The organism is Streptosporangium sandarakinum (assembly GCF_013409935.1).
GTDB lineage: Bacteria > Actinomycetota > Actinomycetes > Streptosporangiales > Streptosporangiaceae > Streptosporangium > Streptosporangium nondiastaticum.
Window position 1 is genome coordinate 1,332,248 of record NZ_JACCCO010000003.1, and the last position, 26,214, is coordinate 1,358,461.

The window sequence follows — 26,214 nt, forward strand, 5'->3', positions numbered from 1 at the left end:
CCCGATCCGGTCGTCAGATGAGCGGATGCACCTCGGGATGGGCGTCCCACCAGCGCCGGAATAGCGGATTGTCGTCCAGGTGGTCGGTGTACGCGGCGGCGAGGCCGCGGTAGAGCTCCGCCGCCTGCTCGGTGCCCAGCCGGTCCCGGCGCCAGGCCACGGTCAGCTTGGCGGTCTGCGGCTGGCCGGCGAGCGGGCGGACGACCGTACCGGGTGCGGCGGGCCAGGTGGGATCGACCAGGCGGACCCCCAGGCCCGCCGCCACCAGCGGCCGGCCCGCGCCGCTCGGGGCGTCGTAGCGCACGTCGGGCTCGAACCCGGCCGCGCGGCAGGCGGCGCGCAGCGCGGCGAGCGAGCCGTCGTCGGCGCCCGGCGGGCTGATCCAGTGCTCGTCCCGCAGGTCGGAGAGCCGGACCTCCTCCCGTTCGGCCAGCCGGTGGCCCTCCGACAGGGCGACGAATATCGGATACCGGGGGACGAGGGTACGGCTGGCGACCGGCGCCGTCAGCGTGATGTCGAACCCCTCGACGACGCCCAGCAGTGCCACGTCGAGCTGTCCCTGCGCGAGCGCCGTGGCCAGCAGCGTCGCCGAGGGCTCGATGCGCAGCGAGATCTCGTGCCCGCGCAGCCTCTCACCGACCCGGTCGACGATGCTCCCCACGCAGGACAGGTGCACGCAGCCCAGCCGGAGGGTCTCCACCGCGGTGGGGACGCGCAGGTCGCCGAAGAGCGCGTCCACCTCCGTCAGGACGATGCGGGCGCGGGCGATGACCTGCCGTCCCAGCGGGGTCGGCTGCACGCCGGAGTGGCTGCGCACGAACAGCGCCCCGCCGACGATCTCCTCGACCCGGCGCAGCTGGTTGGTCATGGCCGGCTGGGACAGGCCCAGCCGGGCGGCGGCGCGGGTGACGCTCCCCATCTCCGCTATCGCACAGATCGTACGGAGATGCCTGATGTCGAGCTCCATAGCCAAGAATTATGTGACGGCTGATGACCATCGCATGAACTTCCCGAGCAAACTGCGACATAAGCGCGCGAACCGGCAAAGGCGCCGGGTCGCGAAACCCATAGCGAGGGAGCCCGCGCCGCCCCACGGCGACGGCCCGCGCCCGGCCGTGAGGTCGCGGAAGACGTGCTCCCCGGTCCCTTCGGGGGCGGAGACCCCGAAAGGCCGGCGACCCCCCCGACCCCGTGGGCCGCCGGCCCCCACCCCCCTGACCCGGCTGACCGGACCGATCTCGCGCGCCGTCGTGAACACCCCCCCGGAGGTTCAGTTGTCGATCAAACCGCCCCTCGGCGAACTCGGGAAGCGTCTGCGGTCGCTCCTCACACCCGTGTTCGCCCTGGGAATCGTCCTCCAGCCGCTGGCGGCGTCCCCCGCGGAGGCCGCCGTCCCCGCTCCCGCGGCCGCCGCTCCCGCGACCGCCCGCACCGCCGACAGGCCCCCGCCCGTCGGCGTGGGCGCGGCCGACGACGCCCGGCACGCGCAGGCGTCCCCGCTGAAGGTCGAGGCGCGCCCCCCGCTGCCGGCGTCGGACGACGCGCTGCGGCGCACCGTCGACACGCCCGCCCGCACGTCGGAGCATCCCCGCCCCTCGGCGAAGTCGGCGAAGTCGGCCGCCGCGGCGGCGTGCAACGTGAGCGACTTCACCGGCAAGTCCGGCAGCGCCCTCGTCCAGCAGATCAAGTCCTCGACCACCGACTGCGTCAACACGCTGTTCAACCTGACCGGCGGTGACGCCTACTCCGCCTTCCGCGAGTCGCAGATGGCCGACGTCGCCTACGCGTTGCGCGACAACGCCGTCAGCTATCCCGGCGACAACAGCACAGGCACCGCCCAGCTCGTGCTGTACCTGCGGGCCGGCTACTACGTGCAGTGGTACAACCCCGCCACCGTGGGTGCCTACGGGCCCGCCCTGCAGACCGCGATCCGCGCCGGCCTCGACGGCTTCTTCGGCAACTCCAGGGCCTTCACGGTCAGCGACGCCAACGGCGAGGTGCTCTCCGAGGCGGTCACCCTGATCGACAGCGCCCAGCAGAACGACCGCTACCTCGGAGTCGTCAAGCGCCTGCTCAACGGCTACGACAGCTCCTACGACGCCCACTGGTGGATGCTCAACGCGGTCAACAACGTCTACACGGTGCTCTTCCGCGGCCACCAGGTCCCGGCGTTCGTCACCGCGGTCCAGGCCGACCCGAGCGTCATCGACACCCTCGGCGCCTTCGCGACGAAGAACCTGTCGCTGCTCGGCACCGGCCGCGGCTACCTGACCTCCAACGCCGGCCGCGAGCTCGGCCGCTTCCTGCAGCACACCGCCCTGCAGACCAAGGTCCGGCCGATGGCCAAGGACCTGCTCTCCCGCAGCCGGATCACCGGGCCCACCGCCCCGCTCTGGGTCGGCGTGGCCGAGATGACCGACGCCTACGACAAGGCGAACTGCTCCTCCTACGGCACCTGCAACCTGCAGCAGACCCTGGCCGCCAGCATCCTGACCGTCAACCACACCTGCAGCCCCAGCATCAAGATCCGCGCCCAGGACATGACGCCGGCCCAGCTCGCCGACAGCTGCCGCAGCCTCACCAGCCAGGACGCCTACTTCCACAACCTCGTCAAGGACGGCAACCGCCCGGTCTCCGGCGACAACAACACCACCATCGAGGTCTGCGTCTTCGACTCCAGCACCGACTACCAGACCTACGCCGGCGCGATGTTCGGCATCGACACCGACAACGGCGGCATGTACCTGGAGGGCGACCCGTCCGCCTCCGGCAACCAGCCGAGGTTCATCGCCTACGAGGCCGAATGGGTACGGCCGGCCTTCGAGATCTGGAACCTCAACCACGAGTACACCCACTACCTCGACGGCCGGTTCGACATGTACGGCGACTTCAACGCCGGCGTCACCACGCCGACCATCTGGTGGATCGAGGGCTTCGCCGAGTACGTCTCCTACTCCTACCGCGGGGTCGTCTACGACGCCGCGATCACCGAGGCGGCCAAGCGCACCTACGCGCTCAGCACGCTGTGGAACACCACCTACTCCCACGACACCACCCGCATCTACCGCTGGGGCTACCTCGCCGCGCGGTACATGTTCGAAAGGCACCCCGCCGACGTCGCCACCGTCCTCGGCCACTACCGCACCGGCAACTGGAACGCCGCCCGCACCTTCCTGACCGGCACCATCGGCAGCCGCTACGACAGCGACTGGCAGACGTGGCTGGCGGCCTGCGCCTCCGGCGCCTGCGCGGGCGGCGGGAGCGGCAACCAGACGCCGAGCGCGAGCTTCACCTCCACCGCCACCGGCCTCGCCGTGACCTTCGCCGACACCTCATCCGACCCCGACGGGACGATCGCCTCCCGCCGCTGGGAGTTCGGTGACGGGGCGACGTCGACCGCGGCCAACCCCTCGCACACCTACGCCGCCTCCGGCACCTACCCGGTGAAGCTCACCGTCACCGACGACAAGGGCGCCACCGGGACGAGCACGCAGCAGGTCACGGTGTCCACCGGCGGAACCGGCACCCCCGAGTGCACCGCCCCCCGGACCGACGAGCTGGGCAGGAACTGCCAGCGCGGCAACGTGTCGGCGACCTCGGGGAACTACGCCTACTTCTACCTCAACGTCCCCGCGGGCGCCCCGAAGCTGACCATCACCGTCTCCGGGGGCACCGGGAACGCCGACCTCTACTACAGCCCCGCCTCCTGGGCCACCACCACGACCTACACCGCCCGGTCGGCCAACCCGGGCAACGCCGAGACCCTGACCATCGACAACCCGCCGGCCGGCTACGTCTACATCAGCCTCCACGCGGCGCAGTCCTTCACCGGAGCCACCGTCAAGGTCGAGTACTGACGACGGCCTGAACCCCGCCGGGGCCGGCTCCGCACGTCCCGCCCCGGCGGCCCGGCCCATCCGGCCCGCACGTCCCCCGCCGGGACGTGCGGGCCACGACGGTTCCCGACGCTCCGAGTCGAACGATTGTCTTTGCGGCCCGCACCGCTGGACGACGAGTCGACCGGAGTACACGCCGCTGGAAATGGGATGGTTTTTCTTGGGATGCAAAAGGTGGAAATTTAGATAAATGCCTTAATTTCCCGCAGGGCCATCATGGGGGGGCGTAAAGGGTGGAGTCTTTATCGTCTCGTTATCGCTTCGGCGGTGGCTCCGAACGGTGGGACGGACGACCGCTCCGCGTGGGATCGGGCGGCTGAATGAGGGCTGGCACGTGGGCGGGCCGGACAACGCGGAAGTGCCGGCGGTCCAGTGTCGCGATGCCGACCGCGCGGAACTTCTCGGCGACGGCCACAACGAAGGCGTCAGCGGTGCCCGGTGGGAGATCCGCGTACCGCTCTACAGGACCGGCGGCGCGTGCGCCAAGGTCCGGATCACCATCGAAGATGGCGGTCGTACGGAGCCGCCGCCCTCATTCGCCACCGCCGACTGGCCGAATGAGACGGCGTCTTGGTGCCGCGCCGTGTCGGCCATGAGCACCTGCCCGTTCTGGGGGATCGAGTCAACGGGCGGTCGGTTCTGTGACGTCAGCCGCGTTCACAAGCGCCTGCAACTCCGGCTCGAACCGGAGATCGAGCGGGTGCGGCTCCTTGGCGGCACCCTTCTGACCGATCATCACATTGTCGGCGGTGTCGTTGACCGCGGTGGCCGCGTTGGCGGCGTCCCATCGCACGCGGTCGAAGGAGCGCCGCTCGAAGCGTCCGGCGAGCATGCGGCTGAGCTGGGTGCGGCCGTACGCGTCGACGCGATCGGCGCGCAGCACGACCGCCCGCGCTGCGGTGAGGCCAGGGGCCAGGTTCTCCACGAGCACTCACATGCCGCTTGAGTCGCATGGATGGAGTTTCCGGCAGGCGCGATGTCGGCGACCTGCCTGGACGAGGCGAGCGAGCTGGGCGCGGGGGCGGTGAGCAGGGCGGCACGGGGAACCGCGGCGTGGTGCGGTGTGGGGTCGGGCACACCTCGGGCAGGGGCGACCATCCATGGATACCGCAGGAGAAAACAATTTTCTAGATGTCCGGTTCGATGGAAAATTTCTTCCGGAATCTTCTTGACCTGACCGGTTGACGGTGGGAAAGCTGTGAGGGAAGTGCCGAAAGGTGAAAGGACCGCTCCCCATGGTCACAGTCCGCCCTTTCCGGTCCGGCGATGAGACCTCGCTGGTCAACGCCTGGAACCGCAGCATGTCCGCCGACCCGACGACGTCCGCCTGGTTCAGGGACTGCGTGCTGCTCGACCCCAACTTCGACCCCGAGGGCCTGCGCGTGGCCGTGGACGGGGACGACGTGGTGGGCTGCGCGTACGCCGTCCGCCGCCTGATCCCCCTGGCGCCCGGCACCGACCTGGAGCCGGACATCGGCTGGATCCCGTTTTTCTTCGTCGTCCCCGAGTGCCGCGGCGGCGGCCTGGGCCGGCGGCTGGTGGGCGAGGCGTTGGCGTTCCTGGAGGGCCTCGGCCGCACGAAGGTGGACTTCTCGTCGTACACCCCCAACTACGTGCTGCCGGGCGCGGACGCCGAACTCTATCCCGGCGGATACCGGCTGCTGGGCGAGCTCGGCTTCCAGACGCTCTACTCGCCGGTCGCCATGGACCGCACTCTCGTCGGCTACCAAGCCCCGCCCGAGGTGCACGAGCTGATCGGCGAGCGCGAGCGCGAGGGGTACGTCTTCCGCAGCCCCGCCGCCGGCGAGCTGCCTGAGCTGATCCGTTTCGCGGCCGATGCCTTCAACCCCGACTGGGGCGAAGCCATCCGGCAGCACCGCGATCCCGAACGCATCGTTATCGCGAAAAAAGATCACATAGTTGGCTTCGCCCTGTACGCGGCCTACCGGGGCATCCCCGAGCGCTTCGGCCCCTTCGGCGTCGACCCCGGCCTGCGCGGCACCGGCCTCGGCAAGATCCTCCTCCACCTCACCATGACCAGGATGCGCGCCGAAGGGCTGCATTCGTCCTGGTTCCTGTGGACCGGCGAGACCAGCCCGGCCGGCCACCTCTACACCAAGGCGGGCTACGAGATCACCAGAAGGTTCCACGTGATGAGGCGGTCCGCATGACACACGTTCTCGCCATCGGGGCCCACGCGGGCGACCTGGACCTGACCGCGGGCGCCGTGCTCGCCCAGCACGTGCTGCGCGGCGATCGCGCGACGCTCCTTCACCTGACCCTCGGCGAACGCGGCCACCCGCGCATGACCGTCGCCGACTACGCCAAGCAGAAGCGCGAGGAGGCCGAGACCTTCGCGGACCGGATCGGCGCCGGCGTCAGGTTCCTCGACTACGAGGACGGCCTGCTGCCCGAGGACGACGAGACCAGGATGCGCGTCGGCGACATCATCAGGGAGCTGCGGCCGGACGTGATCCTGACGCACTGGGGCGCCTCCATCCACAAGGACCACGCCCGCACCCACCGGATCGTCGAGGACGCCCGCTTCTACGGCGGGCTGAAGACCCTGGAGCGCGAGCATCCGGCCTACTGGGCGAACGAGCTCTACTACGCCGACAACTGGGAGGACGCCGAGGGCTACGCGCCCGACGTGTTCGTCGAGCTGAGCGAGGAGGCGTACGAACTGTGGTCACAGGCGATCACCGGCTACGCCTACGCCAGGGGCGAGACCTACGGCTTCCCGTACGTCGACTACTACCGCGCGCTGACGATCGTGCGCGGCGCGCCGGCCGGGTTCGGCCGCGCGCAGGCCTTCGCCGCCCCGAAGGGCTCGCGGCGGCTGCGCACGAAGTACTTCGGGAAGGGGGCCTCCGCATGAGGCGGCCGATGAGCCGGCCGGCGAGCCGGATCGCGGCGGTGCTGGCCGCGCTGGCGCTGGCGGGATGTTCCGGTGGCGGTGCCGGCGGCGGCGGTGGCTCCGCCAGGAGCGGGGGCGCGCCGCCGCTGGTGATCCACGCCGTGGACGCGGGTACGTTCCAGGAGGACTTCAACCCGTACCACCTCGAAGGCGTGAACTTCGGCACCAGCGGGATGATCCACGAGACCCTCATGTACTTCAACAAGCTCAAGCCGGGGGAGATCACGCCCTGGCTGGCGCTTGACCACAAGTGGTCGAACGAGGGCAGGTCGGTGACGTTCACGCTGCGGCCGGGCGTGAAGTGGTCCGACGGGCAGCCGTTCACCGCCGATGACGTGGCCTTCACGTTCCAGATGCTGAAGAAGCATCCGCAGCTCAACAGGAACGCGCTGGAGATCGAGGGGGCCGAGGCGCTCGCGCCCGACAAGGTGCGCCTCGACTTCGGCGCCACCTCGTACGCCAAGCTCTTCAACATCGCCGGCAGCTCGCCCATCGTGCCCAAGCACGTGTGGGAGAAGGAGAAGGACCCGTCCACCTTCACCAACCCCAAGCCGGTCGGGACGGGGCCGTACACGCTGTCGAAGTTCTCGGCGCAGCTGTACGAGCTGGTCAAGAACCCGTCCTACTGGCAGCCGGGCAAGCCGGAGGTGCCGGTGCTGCGGTTCCCGGCGTACACGGCCAACGCCCTCCAGACGGCGCTGCGGCAGGGTGAGGTGGACTGGGCGGGCGCGTTCGTGCCGGACATCCAGAAGATCTACGTGCAGGGCAAGCCGGAGCAGAACAAGTTCTACTTCCCGCCGGAGGGCGTGGTGACGCTGCTGCCGAACCTGACCAACCCCGTGCTGGCCAAGCCCGAGGTACGCGCCGCCATGAGCCTCGCCATCGACCGGGACAAGATCGTCCGGGTGGCCGAGCGGGGATACACCAAGGTCGCGCACCCGACCGGCGTACCGATGCCGGGCGGGGAGGCGTACGTGCCGCCCGAGTACCGCGACGCCGCCTACAAGGTCGACGTCGAGAAGGCCAAGGAGCTGCTCAAGGACGTCGATCCGGCGCAGCTGAAGTTCACCCTGCTGGTGCCGTCGCCGTTCACCGACTGGGTGAACGCCGCCCAGCTCATCCGCGAGGACCTGGCCAAGATCGGGATCACGGTCGAGACCAGGGGAGTGGCGTTCCAGGACTGGGTGTCCAAGGTCGGCAAGGGCGACTACGACCTGTCGATCAGGGCCACCGCGTCCGGGCCGACCCCGTACTTCCAGATGCGCTCGATGCTCTTCGGCGGGCTGGCCAAGCCCGTGGGCGAGGCCGCCACCGGCAACTACGAGCGGTGGAAGGACGCCGAGACCGACAGGCTGATCGACGCGTACGCCGCCACCGAGGACGAGACCGAGCAGCAGAAGGCCACCCAGGGCTTGAGCAAGATCATGATGGAGAAGGCGCCCACGCTGCCGTTGTTCTACAGCCCGTCGTGGGCGCAGTACCGGACCGACAAGTACGTGGGCTGGCCCTCCGAGCAGGACCCGTACGCGATGCCGTCGCCCTATACCTCGCCCGACGCGGCCGTGGTGCTGCTGCGCCTGAAGCCGGCCGGCAGTTGAGGTTCCTGGCCCGGCGGCTCGGTTTCTACCTCCTGACGGCCTGGGCCGCCATCACGCTGAACTTCCTGATCCCCCGGCTCATGCCGGGGGACCCGGTGGAGCTGCTGGTGGCCCGGATGAAGGGGAACGTCGACCCGGCCGCCATCGACGCGATGCGCAGGGCGTTCGGCATCAGTGACGCGAGCCCGTGGCGGCAGTACCTGGACTATCTGGGCAACCTCGCTCATGGCGAGCTGGGCCGCTCGATCACGTTCTTCCCCACCGAGGTCTCGACGGTGATCGCGGACAGCCTGCCGTGGACGGTCGGGCTCGTCGGCGTCGCCACGCTGATCAGCTACCTGATCGGCACCTCCCTGGGCGTGATCATGGCGTGGAAGCGCGGCACCTGGCTGGACGGGGTGCTGCCGGGGGCCACGTTCATGCACGCGGTGCCGTACTTCTGGGTCGCGCTGGCGCTGGTGTTCGTCTTCGGGGTGACGTTGCAGTGGTTCCCGGTCAGCCGGGCGTACGGGCTGGACGTGATGCCGGGGCTGACCGGTGAGTTCGCGCGGAGCGTGCTCTACCACGCGACGCTGCCGGCGATCACGATCGTGCTGGCCTCCATGGCCGACCGGATCCTCGGCATGCGCAACGTCATGGTGACCACGCTCGGCGAGGACTACGTGGTGATGGCCGAGGCCAAGGGGCTGACCTCGCGCCGGGTCATGTGGGCCTACGCCGCCCGCAACGCGATCCTGCCGAACATCACCAGCTTCGCGCTCTCGCTCGGCTTCGTGGTGGGCGGCTCGGTGCTGACGGAGATCGTCTTCTCCTATCCCGGCATCGGCTCGATGCTGCTCAAGGGCGTGGAGAACGAGGACTTCCCGCTCATGCAGGGCATCTTCCTCGTCATCTCGCTGGCCGTGCTCGTCGCCAACTTCCTGGCCGACCTGGCGTACGTGGTGCTCGACCCCCGGACCAGGCAGGAGACGGAATGAAGATCAAGATCGGGGCCGGGATCCTGGTCTTCTTCGCGCTGATGGCCGTCCTCGGGCCACTGCTCATCGGCGCCGATCCCGCCGCCACCAGCGAGGACGGACTCCAGGGCCCGTCGGCGGAGCACTGGCTCGGCACCACGCAGACCGGGCAGGACATCCTCCTCCAGATCGTGTACGGCGCCCGCGTCTCGCTCGGCGTCGGCGTGCTGTCGGCGCTCATCGCCACGGTGCTGGCGGTCGCGGTCGGCCTGGTCGGCGGCTACGTCGGCGGCGCCGTGGACGAGGCACTGTCGGTGCTGACCAACATCTTCCTCGTGCTGCCCGCCCTCCCGCTGATCATCGTGCTGGCCGGCTATCTCCCGCAGCGCGGCGCGGCCTCGGTCGCCGTGGTGATCGCGGTGACCGGCTGGGCCTGGGGCGCGCGGGTGCTGCGCGCCCAGACCCTGTCGGTACGCCGGCGCGACTACGTCCAGGCCGCCAGGGCGAGCGGCGAAGGGCCGCTGCGGATCGTCTTCTACGAGATCCTGCCGGTCCTGCTGCCCGTCATCGCCACCAGCTTCCTGGCCACCGTGGTCGCGGCGATCCTGGCCGAGGCCGGGCTGTCGTTCCTGGGCCTGGCCGACCTGTCCACGGTGAGCTGGGGCAGCATGCTGTACTTCGCGCAGAACGGGCAGGCGCTGCTCATCGGGGCCTGGTGGTGGTTCATCCCGCCCGGCCTGTGCATCGCGCTCATCGGCACCGGCCTGGCCCTGGTGAACTTCGGCATCGACGAGATCGCCAACCCGCGGCTGCGCACGATCAAGGCCCCCCGGAAGGCACGCACATGAACGTCCTGGAGATCCGCGGCCTCGGCGTGGACTACCTGTCCGGCTCCGGAGCCGTGCACGCGGTGTCCGGCGTCTCGCTCGACCTGCGCCGCGGCGAGATCCTGGGCCTGGCGGGCGAGAGCGGGAGCGGCAAGTCCACGCTGGCGAACGCGGTGGCCCGGCTGCTGCGCCCGCCCGCCTCGATCACGTCGGGGTCGGTCGTCTATCGCCGCCAGGACGGCTCGGCCGTGGACGTGCTCGCCCTGGGCGGGAACGAGCTGCGCGCCTTCCGCTGGAAGGAGCTGGCGGTCGTCTTCCAGAGCGCCATGAACTCCCTCAACCCGGTCATCACCGTGGGCGCCCAGATCGACGACGTGCTGCGCGTCCACGCGCCCCGCATGTCCCGCAACGAGCGCACCGAGCGGTCGGTGGAGCTGCTGCAGCGCGTCGGCATCAGCGCCGACCGCCGCCGCTCCTACCCGCACGAGCTGTCAGGGGGCATGCGCCAGCGTGCCGCCATCGCCATCGCGCTCGCGCTCAACCCCGAGATCATCATCATGGACGAGCCGACGACCGCGCTCGACGTGGTGGTGCAGCGCGACATCCTCGCGGAGATCAGGGCGTTGCGGGAGGAGTACGGCTTCGCGGTCGTCTTCATCACCCACGACCTGTCCCTGCTCATGGAGATCTCCGACAGGATCGCCATCATGTACGCGGGCCGGGTCGTGGAGACCGGGACGGCCGAGGCGCTGCACCGGGCGCCGCGGCATCCGTACACGCTGGGGCTGCTGCGCTCGTTCCCCCGCCTGCGAGGGCCGCGCGAGGAGCTGCTCGGCATTCCCGGAGTCCCGCCCGACCTGCGCTCGCCGCCACCGGGCTGCGCCTTCCACCCCAGGTGCGCGATGGCGGTGGCGGAGTGCTCCGAGAGCCTGCCCGTGCTCAGGGCGGAGGCGGACGGTGAGGTCGCGTGCCTGCTCGACGACGGGAGGGGAGTGTCATGAGCATCCTGGAGGGGCGCAACCTCACCAAGCACTTCACCGCCGCCCGCGGTCCCCGAGGCCGTTTCGGCAAGCGGCCGCCGGTGCGGGCGGTGGAGGACGTCTCGATCGCGCTGCGGGCCGGCTCGGTGACGGCGCTGGTCGGGGAGAGCGGCTGCGGTAAGAGCACGGTCGCGCGGCTGCTGGCCCAGGTCTATCCGGTCACGTCCGGCGAGGTGCTGCTGCGCGGCGAGCCGGTACGCGCCCACCGCGGCGCCGCCTTCAAGGAGTACCGGCGCCAGGTTCAGCTCATCTTTCAGGACCCCTTCGCCTCCTTGAACCCCTTCCACCGGGTCCGCTATCACCTGGCCAGGCCCCTGCGCCTGCACGGGCACGCCCGTTCCGACGCCGAGGAGCGCGAGCAGGTCGCCGAGCTGCTCGAACGCGTCAGCCTCACCCCGGTCGAGCAGTTCATGGACAAGATGCCGCACGAGCTGTCCGGCGGTCAGCGGCAGCGGGTGGCGATCGCGCGGGCGCTGGCGGTGCGGCCCATCGCGCTGATCGCCGACGAGCCCGTGTCGATGCTGGACGTCTCCATCAGGCTCGGCGTGCTGCGGCTGCTGGAAGGGCTGGCGCGGGAGAACGGGCTGGCGCTGCTCTACATCACGCACGACATCGCCAGCGCCCGTTACTTCGCCGAGGACATCACGGTCATGTACGCGGGACGGCTGATCGAGAGCGGGCCGAGCGAGGAGCTCACGCAGTCGCCGCGGCACCCGTACACGCGGCTGCTGCTGGAGTCGGCGCCGGATCCCGACCGGGTGGCACCACCCGCGGGCGAGCGGCACGGCGAGCCGCCCAGCCTGATCGACCCGCCGGGCGGCTGCCGGTTCCATCCGCGCTGCCCGGTGGCGTTGCCGGTGTGCTCGACCGAGGTGCCGGGGCGTACGGAACTGGGCGAGGGACGCTGGACGCACTGCTGGCAGGCCGGCGCGGCGCTCAGCCGCTAGACCCGCCCACCATCCGGAGGCTCAGGACCTGGCCCACCCGGAGATGCAAGCCCGTACTTTTACGGGCTTGCCAGGTTTTCGGGTTCCGTGTGCCGACGGCTCCGTACGGCGAGCGGCCGACCCGGGCGGCCCAACCGTACCTGGAAGACGCGACCGGCCGGTGCCGCCCCGGCCTACCTGTTCCGGCGGCGGGTGTCGGCGACGTACTCGTCCACCACGTCCCGGGTGGCCCGCAGCGCCGCCTCCGAGGTCTCGAAGGTGCGCTGGGCGATGCCGACGAAGATGCAGTCGACGATCAGCAGCTGGCTGATCCGGCTGGCCAGCGCGCCGGGCCGGAACGCGGTCTCCCGGCCCGCCGAGACCAGGACGTGGTCGGCCAGCTCCGCCAGCGACGAGCGCGGGTTGTTGGTGATCGCGACCGTGGCCGCGCCCGCCTTGCGCGCCACCCGCATCGGCGCCAGCACGTCCGGCGTCTCCCCGGAGGTGCTCACCCCCACCGCCACGTCCTGCGCCCGGAGCAGGGCCGCGCTGGTCAGCGCGAGGTGGGAGTCGGTGAACGCGTGGCCGGACAGGCCGATGCGCATCAGCTTCTGCTCCATGTCGACCGCGACGAGCCCGGAGGCGCCCACGCCGTAGACGTCCACCCGGCGGGCCGCGGCGACGGCCTCGATCACCGCGCCCAGCCGGTCGGGGTTCAGCTGGGCCGAGGTGTCGGCCAGCGCCTCCGACTCGGCCCTGGCCACCTTCGCGATCACGTCGGTGAGCGGGTCGTCGGGCCCCAGATCGCCGGGGACGAGCCGCTCGGGCTCCTCCCTGGCCACCGCGGCGGCCAGGGCGAAGCGGAGCTGGGAGTAGCCGGCGAAGCCCAGGGCGCGGGCGGTGCGCACGATCGTGGCCTCGCTCGTCCCGGAGACCGCGCTGAACTCGGTGATCGTGCTGCGGGCCACCATTCCCGGGTCGTCGAGGATGAGGCGGGCGATGGCCTGGGCGGCCGGCGTCAGCGACGGCAGGACGGCCCGCACCGTGGCCACCAGGTTCCCCGGTGTGGGGTCGTCATGGTCGTTCATCAATTACCTCCAGCGTGGAGACCCGGTCCTCAGGCCGGAGGTCGCCGCCCGGCTCGCCGCTCCTGCCGGGATCAAGCCTATTGTCCGCAGGTCAGGTGGAGAGCGACGATCCGGGCGGAAACCCGAGAAATACCGTGGGTCGCGATGTGCACGGCGCCGGCGGGTTCGCCGGGCACGCCGGTCTCGACGACGATCGCGTCGGGGCGCAGCCGTACGGCGCGGGCCAGGATCTCGGCCGCCCACGGCTGGCGGTGGGCGTCGTGCGCCACCAGCACGAGCGGCCGGCCCGCCTCGCCGCCTTCGCCGAGGTCGGGCAGGCCGGGGGAGTCGGTGGTGACGGTGTGCCCGGTGGTGCCCGGCATCAGCTCGGTCATGGCGCCGAAGATGCCGGTGGGCGTGCCGGGGGCCACCGCGAGGTTGAGCCGCGGGGCGATGTCCACGACCAGCGGCGGGCGGGTGAGCGGGAGCGCGGGCGCGAGGCGGGCGTCCCGTACGGTGACCCGCAGGGCGGCGCGGGCGGCTTCCATCCCGAGTTCCCCGGAGCCCGTCCCGAGGTCACCGGAGGCCTCCTCGCGCTCCCCGGTCACCTTGGCGCGGGCGGCGGCGTTCGCGGTGTACCAGGCCGCCAGGTCCAGCACGCGCGCCGCGGCCTCCGCCAGCCGTTCCTCGGCCAGTTCGCCGCGGCGCACGGCCGCCACGATCGCGTCGCGCATCGCGAGGACGCTCTCCCCGCCGGGGGAGGAGGTGCCGACGCAGATCGCGTCGACCCCGGCGGCCAGCGCGCGGACGGCGAGCTCGCCGGGCGGGTGCAGGGCCGCCACGGCGCCCATCTCGATCGCGTCGGTGACCAGCATGCCGTCGAAGCCCAGCTCCTCGCGGAGCAGCCCGGTCAGGATCGGCCGGCTCAGCGTGGCGGGGTGGTCGGGGTCGAGGGCGGGCACCAGCAGGTGGCCGCACATGACGGCCCGGACACCGGTCTCGACGGCCGCCCGGAACGGCGGCAGGTCGCGCTCGCGCAGCAGGTCGAGGGAGGCGTGCACGGTGGGCAGCGCCAGGTGGGAGTCGGTGACGGTGTCGCCGTGGCCGGGGAAGTGCTTGGCGCAGGCGGCCACCCCCGCGCCCTGCATGCCCCTGACCCAGGCCGCGGTGTGCCGGGAGACCAGCGCGGGGTCGCTTCCGAAGGAGCGGATGCCGATCACCGGGTTGCGCGGGTCGGCGTTGACGTCGGCGGAGGGGGCGTAGTCCAGGGTGATCCCGGCCGCGGCGAGCATGCGGCCGATGCCCCGGGCGACCCGCTCGGTACGGCCGGCGTCGTCGGCCACGCCGAGCGCGAGGTTGCCCGGCCAGGAGCTGCCGGCCACCGCCTCCAGGCGGGTGACCGCGCCGCCCTCCTCGTCGACCGCGACGATCACGTCCGGGTTCTCCCGCCGCAGCGCGGCGACCAGCTCCGCGGTCTGCGCCGGGCCGGTGAGGTTGCGGGCGAACAGCACGGCGCCGCCGAGGCCCTCACCGAGCGCCCGCCGCAGCCACTCGGGCGGCTCGGTGCCGTCGAAGCCGGGCTGGAGCACCGTCATGGCCATCCGGGCCAGACCGGGATCGCCGGAGGACCCGCCGGACCAGCCGGAACCGCCGGAGGACGTGCTGCCGGACATGTTGTCGCTCATCGTCACCTTCTCACCGGGACTCACCGGACGTCCTGGGCAGGTTACACATCCATGACACTTTCTTTCATCTTCATTGCCTCAAAAGTAGATTTCTGCCATTCTCGCCGTCGAGACACCCGCGATCAACCTCGTGTTCGGCCGGGGGCGTCGGCGACGGCAGCGGACCCGTGATGTGCGGTTCCGCGGCCCGTCCGCCACGATCCGCGGCCGAAGCGGGTTACGGGCGAACACCCCCTTGGAGTCTGCATGAGCTCACCCACCCGACGCACCGTCCTGCGCGGCCTCGCGCTCGCCGCCGCGGCGAGCGCCGCGCCGCTGCCCGCCTTCGCCTCCGCCACCTCCCCCTCCGCCGGCGGATACGTCCCGCCGCTGCGCCAGATGCGCGGCATGTGGATCGCCTCGGTGGTCAACATCAACTGGCCGTCCAAGCCCGGGCTGACCGTCGAGCAGCAGAAGGCCGAGTATCTCGCCTGGCTGGACCTGGCCCAGGCTCGCAGGCTCAACTCGGTGTTCGTGCAGATCCGGCCGACGGCCGACGCCTTCTGGCCCTCGCCGTACGAGCCGTGGTCGGAGTACCTGACCGGGACCCAGGGGCAGGACCCCGGCTACGACCCGCTGGCCTTCCTGGTGGAGGAGACCCACCGGCGCGGCCTGACCTTCCACGCGTGGTTCAACCCCTACCGGGTGTCGATGCAGCCGGACCCGGCCAAGCTGCACCCCGACCACCCGGGCCGCAAGCACCCCGACTGGATCATCCCCTACGGCGGCAAGATCTACTACAACCCCGGCCTGCCGGAGGTCCGCGCGTTCGTGCAGGACGCCATGATGGACGCGGTCACCCGCTACGACATCGACGGCCTGCACTTCGACGACTACTTCTACCCGGTGAACACCACCGCCTTCGACGACGCCGCCGCCTTCGCCAAGTACGGCCAGGGCTTCCCGGACCTGGCCGCCTGGCGGCGCAACAACGTCGACCTGCTGGTCTCGGAGATGCAGCAGCGCGTGCTGGCCGCCAAGCCCGAGGTCGCCTGGGGCATCAGCCCCTCGGGCATCTGGCGCAACAAGTCCACCGACCCGCTGGGCTCGGACACCGGCGGCAGCCAGTCCTACGACAACCTGCACGCCGACACCCGCGGCTGGGTCAAGAAGGGCTGGCTCGACTACATCGCCCCGCAGATCTACTGGTACATCGGCCAGTCGAACGCCGACTACGCCAAGCTGGTCCCCTGGTGGTCCGGCGTGGCCGCGGGCACCGGCACCGAGCTGTGGATCGGCCAGGCGGCCTACAAGGCGGGCGCCGCCGGCCAGCCCGCCGAGTGGTTCCGCCCCGACGAGCTCACCAACCACCTGACCCTGAACCGCAGCCACCCCGAGGTGGGCGGCGACATCTGGTACAACTCCGCCGACGTCCGCGACGACCGGATCGGCTCGGTCACCCGGACCGTGGCCGCCCACTACACCCGCCCGGCGCTTCCCCCGCTGCTGCCCAGGCTCGCGCACGGCCGGGCCCCGGAGCGCCCGGTGCTCGTCTGGGCCAAGAGGGGGTCCGGCGGCGTCGAGCTGCGCATCCAGGCCAGGGGCCATGAGACGCCGTTCCAGTACGCGGTCTTCCGGCTCGACCGCCCGGCCCGGCCCGGGGACTTCGACGACGCCGGCAACCTGGTCGCGCTCGTCCCGGCCACCGGCAAGCAGGTGCGCTGGGTGGACTCCGACGGCGGCGGGAACTCCCACTACTACGTCACGGCCGTCGACCGGGTCAGCCGGCAGAGCGCGCCGAGCGACGTCCGCCGCGCGCACTGAGCCCGGCCCGCCGGCCCGCGGGCACCTGAGCACCGCGGGCCGGCGCGCAGGCGCGGGGTAACGGTCCGCGCGCCGGCCGGGACGCGGTGACGGCTCCTGTGGCGGGCTCCGTCCCGCGTCCCGGCCCGGCGGAACCCGTACGGGACGCCGCAGGGCGCCTCCGTGCCCGTCGACGTGGCCGGGCACGGAGGATCAGCGCCGCCGCGCCCGACCGCGGCGGACCAGCACCGCGCCGCCGAGGATGACCAGCCCCGCCGCGGCGGCCGCCCCGTACGGCATCGGCCACCCGGATCCGGCCTCCGCGCCGGACTCGCCGGACGCGGTGGTCACCGCGGCGCCGGCGTCACCGTCGCCGGACGCACCCGCCGTCCGGCCGGGTGGCGCCGCGGGAGAGGCGGGGGCGGACGGGGTGGCGGGGCCGCCGGTTGAACGGGCCGGCGGGGCGATCCCGGACGGCGGGATCCCCGGCGGGCGGATGTCCCCCCAGTGGTCCTCCTGCGGACCCTGGGCGTCGATGGCCCGCCGGAGGTCGGCGGGAACCGGATCGATCTCCAAGCTCCCCGGCACGGTGACGGTGCCGATCTCGTAGGGGGCGAACCAGCCCTGAACGGCCTCCACCTTCCAGGTGCCCCGGGGCAGGGACACGGCCGCCGCGTAGTGGGCCGGCTCCCGCAGCGCCACCCCGGGGAACTCGACGCTCTTCCTCCCCTGGACGAACCTCAGCCCGACCTCGCCCAGGTTCGCGCCGTCGTAGGGGTGGGTGCCGTGCTGGAGCAGCCAGAACCCGAGCACGTAAGGGGTCTGCGGGCGGATGTCCCTGGGGACCGGGTCCAGGTAGGTGACGGCCCAGCCGCCCGCGCGGGCGGGGGCCGCTAACGCCAGGACGGGCGCGAGGAGCGCCGCGATGAGCAGGATTCGCTTCATACCATCGATACCGCCGCCGGCCCGCCGAGGTTCCCGAAAGGTCCGGCGGCGACGCTTTCGACGACCGCGCCCTCTCGTGCCCTGCCGATCGAAACGGGCGCGGCGTCCACACCGCCCGGCGCCCGCCGTGACCTCCCGCGAGGGTCAGACGGACGCGGCGGACAGGATCACGTCCACCAGCCGGTCCGCCGCGTCCGGCCTTCCGTGCGCCCTGGCCCGATGCGCCATCGCCGCCCGCCGGGCGGGGTCGGCCAGGAGCGGTTCCACCGCCTGCCACAGATCGGCCGCCGTGACCTCACCGGTCAGCGCCACCGCGGCTCCGGTGCTCTCCAGGTGGCGGGCGTTGTGCGCCTGCTCGTTCCCGGCCGACGTGGCGAGCGGGACGAACACCGCGGGCTTGCCGAGCGCGGTCAGTTCGGCCAGTGTCCCGGCGCCGCTGCGGGAGACCACCACGTCGGCCAGGGCCAGCACGTCCGGCAGCTCCGGCCCGACGAACCCGGTCAGGTGGTATCGGGCGGACGCCTCCGGCGGAAGGGCCGACGCGCTCCGCCGCAGCGCGTCGACGTGCGCGGGCCCGCACTGGTGGACCACGTTCGCCCGCTGCAGCAGCCACGGCAGCGTGTCACGGACCACATCGTTGATCTGCTGGGAGCCCTGGGCGCCGCCCGTGACGTACACGGTCGGCAGGCGCCGGTCGAAGCCCCACAGCCCCAGCGCCCCGACCGCCTTGTCCGCGTGTCCCGCCAGCACCTCGGGGCGGACCGGGTTGCCCGTGACGACCCCGAGGGCGCGCACCGACTCCGGCAGCAGCGGCAGCGACGACTCCGACGACACGGCGATGCGCGTCGCCCGGCGCGCGAGCCTGCGGTTGGCCAGCCCCAGCCGCACCGTCTGCTCGTGCAGCACCAGCGGCCGGCGGCATATGCGGGCCGCCAGGCCCGCCGGGACGGCGACGTAACCCCCGGTCGCCAGAACGACGTCCGGCCGGAAACCGGCGATCACCCTCCTGGCCTGCAACACCCCGAGCGGCACGCGCGCCATGTCCCGGATGTTCGCCGGAGACAGCATCTTCAGCGGATTGCTCGACCGGCGGATCTTGCCCGTGGCGACCGTCGTGAACGCGATCCCCTCGGCCGGCGCGACACGCGCCTCCAGCCCCTCCTCGGTGCCGATCCACAGGACGTCCAGCGATCCACCGCCCGCGGCGAGCCGGTCCCGCAGCGTGCGGATCGCGGTCAGGGCCGGATACGTGTGGCCGCCCGTACCTCCTCCCGAGACGATCAACCGGAAGGGGCGTGAGAGACGAGGAGCGTTGGTCACCGGATGAACCCTACTGGCTGCCCGCACCGCGGAGAGACGGCCCCGGGACGGCGGCGAGGCACGGAGCCCGGCCGCCGGAGGGGGTCAGCCGATCAGGCGGCGGTGGGCGGCGAGCGGGTCGGGGACGGCGCCCGCGCCGGCCGCGTGCAGCGCGAGGGCGGCGGCCCCGGCGGCGCTGTCGCGGGCGGTGACCACGGTCCCGGCCAGCCCGGCGCGTACCTTCCCGGCGAGCAGCGTGGGTTCGGTGAGCAGCGATCCGGCCAGCACCAGCGGCCCCGAGACGGGACCCAGCGCTCCCACGGTGGCGGCCAGCCGCCGCGCGGCCTCATCCAGGATCGCCGTGGCCGCGGCGTCGCCGTCCCGGGCTGCGGCCTCCACGGCCGGCGCCAGCCGCGCGAGCCACGCCGGGCCGGACTCGGCGATCCCCGCGTGGACCAGCCGCACGATCTCCTGCGCCGACGGCGCCGATGGCGCCGACGGAGCCGATCCCGCCGATCCCAGCGGTCCCGGTGCCGCCGGTCCCGGTCCCGCCTGCTCCGGCGACCGCGACGGTGCCGGCTCCGCCGCGTCGCCGAAGCAGCCCAGCAGCGCGGTGGGCGCCGCCCGTCCGTCGACCGAGGCCAGCACCGCCCGTACGGCGCGCCGCCCGATCCACGTCCCCGAGCCCTCGTCGCCGAGCAGCCAGCCGTACCCGTCGGCCCGGCCGGTGACGCGCCGGTCGTCGATCCGGGCGGCCACCGCGCCGGTCCCGGCGATCAGGACCGCGCCGGACGCCTCCGCGGTCGCCCCGGCGAAGGCGGCGAGCGCGTCGGAGACCACCGAGGGCCGTCCGGGCAGGCCGGCCGCCCGCCACGCCTCCGCGGCGACGGCCTCGGTCCGCTCGCGCGCCGAGTCCCCGCCCGCCAGGCCGAACACGCCGGCCGTCACCTCGCCGGGGTCGAGCCCCGCGAGCGCGGCCAGCAGCGCCCCGCGCAGGCTGCCGCCCGGGTCGGCGGACGACAGGATGTTGGAACCCCCGCCGTATCCCCGCCCGGCGACCTCCCCGGAGACGGTCGCCACCACGCACCGCGTGCTCGTCCCGCCGCCGTCAACGCCGATGACCAGTGCCGTCACGGAAGCTCCATCTGTAGCCAATTTTCCTGTGACTATATTGTCGTGAAAAAATCCTGCAAGGAGAAGGTGTGCGGGTACTCGGTCTGATCTCGGGAACATCTCACGACGGCATCGACAGCGCGGTGGTGGACTGGTCGCTGGACGGCGACGTGCTCACCGGGGTGGTGGAGCACATCGGCGAGCGGCCCTACGACGCCGCGCTGCGTGCCCGGATCGTCGCCGCGCTGCCGCCCCGCCCGGCCGACATGGGGGAGGTCTGCCGCCTCGACACCCTGATCGGCCAGGCGTTCGCCGACGCCGCCGCCGGCTGCGGGCCGGTCGACCTCGTCTGCTCGCACGGCCAGACGCTCTACCACTGGGTCGAGGACGGGCGGGTGCGCGGCACCCTCCAGCTCGGCCAGGCCGCCTGGATCGCCGAGCGGACCGGCGTCCCCGTGGTCTCCGACCTGCGCTCGCGCGACGTGAGCGCGGGCGGGCAGGGCGCCCCGCTGGTCTCCTCCTTCGACCTGCCGCTGCTGGCCGGGCTGCCCGGCCGCAGCGGCGCCCTGAACCTCGGCGGCATCGCCAACCTGACCGTCCGGGAGCCCGGCCTCGCCTACGACACCGGCCCGGCGTCCGCACTGATCGACGCGGCCGTCGCGGCGGCCACGGGCCTGCCGTACGACGAGGACGGGCGGCTCGCCGCGGCCGGCACGGTGCACGAGGGGCTGCTCACCGAACTGCTGGCCGAGCCGTACTACCGGGCGGCGCCGCCCAAGAGCACCGGCAAGGAGCTGTTCCACCCCGGCTACCTCGACGCCGTCGCCGGGCCGTACGGCCTGGCCCTGCCCGACCTGGTGGCGACGCTGACCGCGCTGACGGCCGAGACCGCCGCCGCGGAGATCCGGCGGCACCGGCTCGGCACGGTCGTCGCCTCCGGCGGCGGGACGCGCAACCCGGTCATGATGGCCATGCTGCGCGAGCGCGCCGGGGAGGCGCGGATCGTGCTCAGCGACGAGCTCGGCGTGCCGTCCGGAGCCAAGGAGGCGATCGCCTTCTCCTTCCTCGGCTGGCTGACCGCCCACGGCCTGCCCGGGACCGTCCCGGAGTGCACGGGCGCCTCGGGGCCGCGGGTGCTCGGCAGCGTCACCCCCGGCCGGGGGCCGCTGCGGCTGCCCGAACCGCCGCCCCGGGCACCCGCCCGGCTGCGTATGAGGACCGCTTCCACCTGACGGCCGCTCCGCCCGATGGAAGCCTGACGGCCGCTCCGCCCGATGGAGGACGGGCACCCGTACGAGCGGCGGCGGGGCAGTCCAGGACGGCGCCGAACGGAAGATCGCGGATCCTCCCGCCGTCGCTCCCCGGCCCGCCCTGGACGAGGGAGCCGACGATGACGTTGCCGTCGATGCCGGCCGGGTTCGTGTCGGTCAGGGTGGCGTCCGGCGCGTAGATCGTCCCCTTGACGGTCCCGCCCCGCCCGGGGGGCATGGTGATCGAGACGGCGTCCGGGAAGTCGAACAGGACGAAGCGCGCCTGTTTCCCGCCGATCCCGGTGACGGCGGGCGGTACCCAGGTGAGGACGCCGCCCTCGGCGGTGGTGTCCACGACGACCAGCAGGGGCGAGGCCGCCGTCGGCCCGCGGCCGAAGACCAGACGGGCGATGGCGGCCAGGTCCCGGCCGGTCGTCCGTACGACGTTGGTGACGCCGCGGGTCAGGCCGATCCGCACGGTGGAGCCCGGAGGGACCGTCCCGCCGGGGAACGGCCGGCCGGCCGCGTCGCGCAGCACGACGTTGTTCCCGCACTCCGCCAGCGCCGCCGCCCGTTCCCGGTAGGTGCCGAAGAGCCGCCGGAAGTCGAAGACGGTGGCCGGGCCCACCGAGGCGGCGGGCTGCCGGACGCTCAGCTCGACCCGCCTGGGGTCCTCGTAGTCCCCCGTGGCGTTCACCCGCGTGCGGGCCGGCACCCCGTTGTCGTCGGTGTCCATGACGACGGAGCCCGCCAGGGAACCGATCTTGGCGTGGCCGCGGGAGAGGACCGCGACGCGGCCGGTGGCGGCGCTCCGGCCGAAGGCCACCCGGCCGCCCACCACCAGCGCCGTCGGCCGGGTGTCGCCGCCGACGACGTGGGAGCCGGCCGTGGCGAGGGCGACCCGGTGGTCACCGGCCAGGACGAGGTCCCCGCCGATCGCCAGTGTGCCCTCGTTCCCGCCGCTCGCCAGCGTGGCGTCCCGCTCCACCATGACGGTGAAGCCGTTGTTCCCGCTGACCGGGTTGACCGGTTCCCGCGCCGGGACGGAGACCGGCGCGAAGACCCCCGCGCCGATGCCGCAGGCTCCCAGCCCCAGCCAGTGCCTCAGCGCGCGCATGAGTCCCCCGTACCCGATCCGTCTCCCCGGCCGAGTCTGGGGAGCGGGGGCGCGTTCCCGGCCGCGCCGCGCCGCGCGCCGGATGTTCCTGGAGGGAATCTGGCGATCCTCTGTGAAAGATGTGATGTACGTCATGTTCGGGACCCGTTTCCGGGGGCAGGGGCGAACGACGTGATGGAGCGCGAAGCCCGGTGACGTGTGTCGTGGCGGCACCCGGGAGAGGAGCACCCACCGGTCCGGTCCGGACGGGGGACGGAACCGCTCCCGGGCGGCCGCAGAGGGATCTTCCGTGGTGGGTCACCCCGCCTTCGTACAGCGGGTTTGCCGGACAGCCTGGGGACTCGCGCGCCGCCGGCCGCGTTCGCGTGACCGCGTCGGCGAGTTTTCCCTCGCTCATACGTCGCAGCGTGGCGACAGAATGGGGTCGGGGATGAAGATCATTGGAATCGCGGGCAGCCTGCGCTCGGGAGCGTACGTCAGGAGGCTGCTGGAGGCGTCCGGGCACGAACTGCCGGCCTCGGCCGGATTCGGGATCTGGGAGGGGCTGGAGGAGGTCCCGCCGTTCGGGGACGGCCCGCTTCCGGGCCCGGTGGAGGAGCTGTGCCGGGCGCTGTCCGCCGCGGACGGCGTGCTGATCGCCGCCCCGGCGTACAGCGTCCTGCCCCCGCAGCTCCGCCACGCCCTCGACTGGGCGTCCCGGCGCGGCGGCGCGGTCCTGGTGGACAAGCCGGTCGGCGTGGTGACCGCCTGCCTGCGCCCGTACGAGGCGATCTGGACGCAGATCGAGCTGCGCCGCGTCCTCGGCGTCGCCGGCGCCGTCGTGCACGGCGTGGACCTGCCGGTGTCGCCGGCCGCGGGCCGGTTCGACGAGGCCGGGCGGATCGCCGACCCGGAGCTCCGCGACCGGCTCCGCCCGGTGCTGCGCCACCTGTGCGCGCCGCAGGGCGCCACGGTCCCGCCGTCCGCCACGCGTACGGTTCCCGCCCCCGCCCCGGGTTCGGCGGCGGTCCTGTCTCCGGCGTCCGTCAGGCTCCCGGCACCCGCCGCGCGTACGGTCCCCGCCCCGGGTTCGGCGCCCATCCCGTCCCCGGCGTCCGTCAGGCTCCCGGCGCCGGCCGCGCCGCAGGTGTTGGCCAGGACCCAGGCGGGGTAGTCCCCGTGACGGGATGACGTTCCGCCGTCCGGGCGGAACGGGCGCGGGACCGGCCGGGCCGGTCCCGCGCGAGCTGACGGGGGGCGGCCATGGGCTTGGGACAGATCGGCGTGTGGCACCCCCTTCTCACCCGCGCCCCCGTCGCTGACGCGCGACGGGCCGCGGCGGAGATCGAGGACCTCGGCTACGGCACGATCTGGTACGGCGAGGCGGCCGCCGGCCGGGAGGCGATGAGCACCGCGGGCATCCTGCTCGCCGCCACCCGCGAGGTCACGGTCGCCACCGGCATCGCCAACATCTGGGTCCGCGACGCCACCGCCATGGCGGCCGGGGCCTGGACGTACGGCGAGGCGTACCCGGGCCGGTTCGTCCTCGGCATCGGCGTCAGCCACGCACCTCTGGTGACCTCCCGGGGCCACGACTACAGCCGCCCCCGCGCCGCGATGAGCGCCTACCTCGACGCGATGCGCCAGGCGCGGGAGGCGCTGCCGATGGAGGCCGTCCCGCCCCCGCCCGTGCTGCTGGCCGCGCTGCGCCCCCGCATGCTGGAGCTCGCCCGCGACAAGGCCGACGGCGCCCACCCCTACTTCGTGCCGCCCGAGCACACCAGGGCGGCCCGCGAGATCCTCGGATCCGCCCCGATCCTCGCCCCCGAGCAGGCCGTGCTCCTGGAACGCGACCCGGCCACCGCCCGGCGGATCGCCCGTGAGCACATGGGCCCCTACCTGAAGCTGCCGAACTACACCGGCAACCTCCGTCACCTCGGCTACGGCGACGACGACTTCGCCGGTGGCGGCAGCGACCGGCTCGTGGACGCGATCGTCGCGTGGGGCGACGTCGAGGCCGTCGCCAGGCGCGTCGACGCCCACCTCGCCGCCGGGGCCGACCACGTCGCCCTCCAGCCGCTCCCTCCGGACCTGCGCCGCGGCGTCACCCAGCTCGCCGAGCTGGCGCCCGCCCTGGCCGTGCGGCCCCGGAACTGAGGGGCGGAAAGGCCGCCGAGGGGCCGCCGAGGAGCCGGTGGCCCGGGAACCCGGGGTCCGGCAACCGCTCCGCTTCGCCGTACGAAACCATGGACATACGGGGGAGGGGGAGAGCGCCATGGGCGACCTGATCGAGGAGCGGGCGCTGCGGGCGCTGAGCGCGGCGTTCGACGTCACCGCGCCCGTCATCCGGCACGACCGCAGGGAGTTCCCCGAGGGCACCCCCTTCCTGTCGCTGCGCCTGCCCGGCTCCGCCGACGCGGCGGTCTTCCTGGACGGCAGCAGATGGATCTACCTGAGCGAGCCGGAACACGGCCGGATGCCCACCCAGTTCGCCGCCGGGCGGCTGGGCGACGACCCCGAGATCGTCGTCCGGCGGCTGGTGGCGGTCCTGGCGCCGCCCCGCCGGGACCGGCTGCCGGTCCGCCTGCTGAAGGCGTTCCTGCTCGCCCTGCTCACCGGGCTGGGCGTGGGCATGCTGAGCGTGGTGGTCATGGCGGTGCTGATCGTGGGCAACGGCTACCTGTCGGAGACGACGACCGCCTGGGCGTACGGCCTCGGCGGGCTGTTCGCCCTCGCCGCGGGGATCTGGACGGCGGCCCGCTGGTGGAGGGCGGGCTGACCGCGCGTGACCGCGCCCGTGGCGGGCAGTGACCGGGGAGGTGAGGCACGGCAGGGGAACCGGGAGGGACGGCATGGCGGAGCTGCTGGCGGTCTGCAACGGGGGAGCGGGAAGCGCCGACGACGCCGCGCGGGACGCGGCGCTGAAGACGCTGCGCGCCGGGGCCGACGTCGTCGAGGTCACGACGGGCGAGGGGGAGAGGGATCTCGGCGAGGCGCTCGACGCCCACCCCCGCCGGGACGTGGTCGTGCTGGGCGGTGACGGATCGCTGCACGTGGCGGTCGCCGCCCTGCACCGGCGCGGCGAGCTGGGCTCCCGCGTCGTGGGGCTGATCCCCATGGGCACCGGCAACGACTTCGCCCGCGGGCTGGGCATCCCGCTGGATCCGGAGGAGGCCGCCCGCGTCGTGCTCGCCGGCCGGCCGCGCCCCCTGGACCTGCTGGTGGACGACGAGGGCGGGATCGTCGTCAACGCGGTGCACCTCGGCGTCGGGGCGGAGGCGTCCGAGCGGGCCACGCCGCTCAAGCCCGGCTTCGGAAAGCTCGCCTACGCCGTCGGCGCGCTGCTCGCGGGCGTGCGGAGCACCGGCTGGCGGCTGCGCGTGACCGTGGACGGCCGGACGCTCACCGACCGGCGGCTGCTCATGCTCGGCGTCGGCAACGGCGTCACCATCGGTGGCGGCACCCCGCTGACCCCCGAGGCCAGGCCCGACGACGGCATGGTGGACGTCGTCGCGGCGCTGACCACCGGGCCGGTGCGGCGGCTCGTCTACGCGCTGCGGCTGCGGGGCGGACGCCACCCGGAGCTGCGGGACGTCGTCACCGCCCGGGGCCGCGACGTGGCGGTCGAGGGCGAGCCCGTGCCGGCGAACGCCGACGGCGAGCTGACCGGCCCGGCGGCCAGGCGGCACTGGAGGGTCGTCCCCGCCGCCTGGCGCATGTTCGCCTAGCGTCGTGACCTCGAGGTGTCCGGCCGGGCGGGCCGCCACCGGCCCTTCGGGTCATCGCCGCGGGCGCCGCCCCGCGGGTCCGGGCCGGT

General features: G+C 73.1%; 22 protein-coding genes. 14 read left to right on the top strand and 8 right to left on the bottom strand.

Annotated elements, in window-relative coordinates; translation table 11 throughout:
* Positions 1-13 precede the first annotated feature (13 nt).
* Complete coding sequence (locus HDA43_RS32230) at positions 14-967, bottom strand: LysR family transcriptional regulator (RefSeq protein WP_179828302.1); 954 nt, start codon at positions 965-967, stop codon at positions 14-16.
* Between the two features lie 307 nt (positions 968-1,274).
* Here HDA43_RS32230 and HDA43_RS32235 point away from each other — a divergent pair, with 307 nt between their 5' ends.
* A complete protein-coding gene (locus HDA43_RS32235; RefSeq protein ID WP_246424772.1) occupies positions 1,275-3,857 on the top strand; it encodes a collagenase in 2,583 nt (860 codons plus the stop codon).
* A gap of 661 nt (positions 3,858-4,518) precedes the next feature.
* Here HDA43_RS32235 and HDA43_RS32240 read toward each other — a convergent pair.
* Entirely contained in the window at positions 4,519-4,821 is a 303-nt protein-coding gene (locus tag HDA43_RS32240; protein ID WP_179828304.1) for a hypothetical protein, read from the bottom strand.
* 310 nt (positions 4,822-5,131) lie between these two features.
* Between HDA43_RS32240 and HDA43_RS32245 the strand changes: the two genes are divergently transcribed.
* The 7 genes from HDA43_RS32245 to HDA43_RS32275 are packed head-to-tail and all read left to right on the top strand — an operon-like array spanning position 5,132 to position 12,181.
* Positions 5,132-6,067 carry a GNAT family N-acetyltransferase gene (locus tag HDA43_RS32245; RefSeq protein WP_179828306.1) on the top strand — a complete coding sequence of 312 codons (936 nt, stop codon included), beginning with the start codon at positions 5,132-5,134 and terminating at the stop codon, positions 6,065-6,067.
* Positions 6,064-6,774: a PIG-L deacetylase family protein gene (locus HDA43_RS32250; protein WP_179828308.1), complete on the top strand. Its 711-nt coding sequence runs from the start codon at positions 6,064-6,066 to the stop codon at positions 6,772-6,774. Before HDA43_RS32245 ends, HDA43_RS32250 begins: the two co-directional genes overlap by 4 nt.
* Before the next feature lie 8 nt (positions 6,775-6,782).
* Entirely contained in the window at positions 6,783-8,411 is a 1,629-nt protein-coding gene (locus HDA43_RS32255) for an ABC transporter substrate-binding protein (protein WP_179828310.1), read from the top strand.
* Positions 8,408-9,388, top strand: coding sequence for an ABC transporter permease (locus HDA43_RS32260; protein ID WP_179828311.1), 981 nt, complete (start codon positions 8,408-8,410; stop codon positions 9,386-9,388). The genes HDA43_RS32255 and HDA43_RS32260 overlap by 4 nt, the downstream gene beginning before the upstream one ends.
* Complete coding sequence (locus HDA43_RS32265; RefSeq protein WP_179828313.1) at positions 9,385-10,215, top strand: ABC transporter permease; 831 nt, start codon at positions 9,385-9,387, stop codon at positions 10,213-10,215. Before HDA43_RS32260 ends, HDA43_RS32265 begins: the two co-directional genes overlap by 4 nt.
* Positions 10,212-11,195, top strand: a complete 984-nt coding sequence (locus tag HDA43_RS32270) for an ABC transporter ATP-binding protein (protein WP_179828315.1) — start codon at positions 10,212-10,214, stop codon at positions 11,193-11,195. The genes HDA43_RS32265 and HDA43_RS32270 overlap by 4 nt, the downstream gene beginning before the upstream one ends.
* Positions 11,192-12,181 (top strand): ABC transporter ATP-binding protein, encoded by a 990-nt coding sequence (locus HDA43_RS32275; RefSeq protein WP_179828317.1) that lies wholly within the window; start codon positions 11,192-11,194, stop codon positions 12,179-12,181. The genes HDA43_RS32270 and HDA43_RS32275 overlap by 4 nt, the downstream gene beginning before the upstream one ends.
* 173 nt (positions 12,182-12,354) lie before the next feature.
* Here the strand turns inward: HDA43_RS32275 and HDA43_RS32280 are convergent, their stop codons facing one another.
* Positions 12,355-13,248 carry a MurR/RpiR family transcriptional regulator gene (locus HDA43_RS32280; protein ID WP_179828319.1) on the bottom strand — a complete coding sequence of 298 codons (894 nt, stop codon included), beginning with the start codon at positions 13,246-13,248 and terminating at the stop codon, positions 12,355-12,357.
* A gap of 77 nt (positions 13,249-13,325) precedes the next feature.
* Positions 13,326-14,912, bottom strand: coding sequence for a glycoside hydrolase family 3 protein (locus HDA43_RS32285; RefSeq protein ID WP_246424773.1), 1,587 nt, complete (start codon positions 14,910-14,912; stop codon positions 13,326-13,328).
* A 246-nt stretch (positions 14,913-15,158) separates the two neighbouring features.
* Between HDA43_RS32285 and HDA43_RS32290 the strand changes: the two genes are divergently transcribed.
* Positions 15,159-16,715 carry a glycoside hydrolase family 10-like protein gene (locus tag HDA43_RS32290; protein ID WP_179828321.1) on the top strand — a complete coding sequence of 519 codons (1,557 nt, stop codon included), beginning with the start codon at positions 15,159-15,161 and terminating at the stop codon, positions 16,713-16,715.
* Between the two features lie 192 nt (positions 16,716-16,907).
* Here HDA43_RS32290 and HDA43_RS32295 read toward each other — a convergent pair whose 3' ends face one another.
* The 3 genes from HDA43_RS32295 to HDA43_RS32305 all read right to left on the bottom strand — a co-directional run bounded on the left by HDA43_RS32295 (position 16,908) and on the right by HDA43_RS32305 (position 20,072).
* Positions 16,908-17,639: a hypothetical protein gene (locus HDA43_RS32295; RefSeq protein WP_179828323.1), complete on the bottom strand. Its 732-nt coding sequence runs from the start codon at positions 17,637-17,639 to the stop codon at positions 16,908-16,910.
* Positions 17,640-17,783: 144 nt separating this feature from the next.
* A complete protein-coding gene (locus tag HDA43_RS32300) occupies positions 17,784-18,959 on the bottom strand; it encodes a UDP-N-acetylglucosamine--N-acetylmuramyl-(pentapeptide) pyrophosphoryl-undecaprenol N-acetylglucosamine transferase (RefSeq protein ID WP_179828325.1) in 1,176 nt (391 codons plus the stop codon).
* Positions 18,960-19,043: 84 nt separating this feature from the next.
* The gene (locus HDA43_RS32305; RefSeq protein WP_179828327.1) at positions 19,044-20,072 is read right to left on the bottom strand and encodes an N-acetylglucosamine kinase; all 1,029 of its coding nucleotides are present in this window, start codon (positions 20,070-20,072) and stop codon (positions 19,044-19,046) included.
* 68 nt (positions 20,073-20,140) lie between these two features.
* On the opposite strand from HDA43_RS32305, the gene HDA43_RS32310 reads away from it, so the two are divergent.
* Positions 20,141-21,283: an anhydro-N-acetylmuramic acid kinase gene (locus tag HDA43_RS32310; protein ID WP_179828328.1), complete on the top strand. Its 1,143-nt coding sequence runs from the start codon at positions 20,141-20,143 to the stop codon at positions 21,281-21,283.
* Here the strand turns inward: HDA43_RS32310 and HDA43_RS32315 are convergent.
* Positions 21,198-22,418, bottom strand: coding sequence for a collagen-binding domain-containing protein (locus tag HDA43_RS32315; RefSeq protein ID WP_179828330.1), 1,221 nt, complete (start codon positions 22,416-22,418; stop codon positions 21,198-21,200). The genes HDA43_RS32310 and HDA43_RS32315 overlap by 86 nt on opposite strands.
* A gap of 430 nt (positions 22,419-22,848) precedes the next feature.
* Between HDA43_RS32315 and HDA43_RS32320 the strand changes: the two genes are divergently transcribed.
* From HDA43_RS32320 to HDA43_RS32335, 4 genes are all read left to right on the top strand, one after another.
* Positions 22,849-23,571, top strand: coding sequence for an NADPH-dependent FMN reductase (locus HDA43_RS32320; RefSeq protein WP_179828332.1), 723 nt, complete (start codon positions 22,849-22,851; stop codon positions 23,569-23,571).
* 89 nt (positions 23,572-23,660) lie between these two features.
* On the top strand, positions 23,661-24,554 hold the full coding sequence (locus tag HDA43_RS32325) for a TIGR03620 family F420-dependent LLM class oxidoreductase (protein ID WP_179828334.1): 894 nt from the start codon (positions 23,661-23,663) through the stop codon (positions 24,552-24,554).
* 118 nt (positions 24,555-24,672) lie between these two features.
* Positions 24,673-25,176 (top strand): hypothetical protein, encoded by a 504-nt coding sequence (locus HDA43_RS32330; RefSeq protein ID WP_179828336.1) that lies wholly within the window; start codon positions 24,673-24,675, stop codon positions 25,174-25,176.
* Between the two features lie 73 nt (positions 25,177-25,249).
* A complete protein-coding gene (locus HDA43_RS32335; protein WP_179828338.1) occupies positions 25,250-26,125 on the top strand; it encodes a diacylglycerol/lipid kinase family protein in 876 nt (291 codons plus the stop codon).
* Positions 26,126-26,214 lie beyond the last annotated feature (89 nt).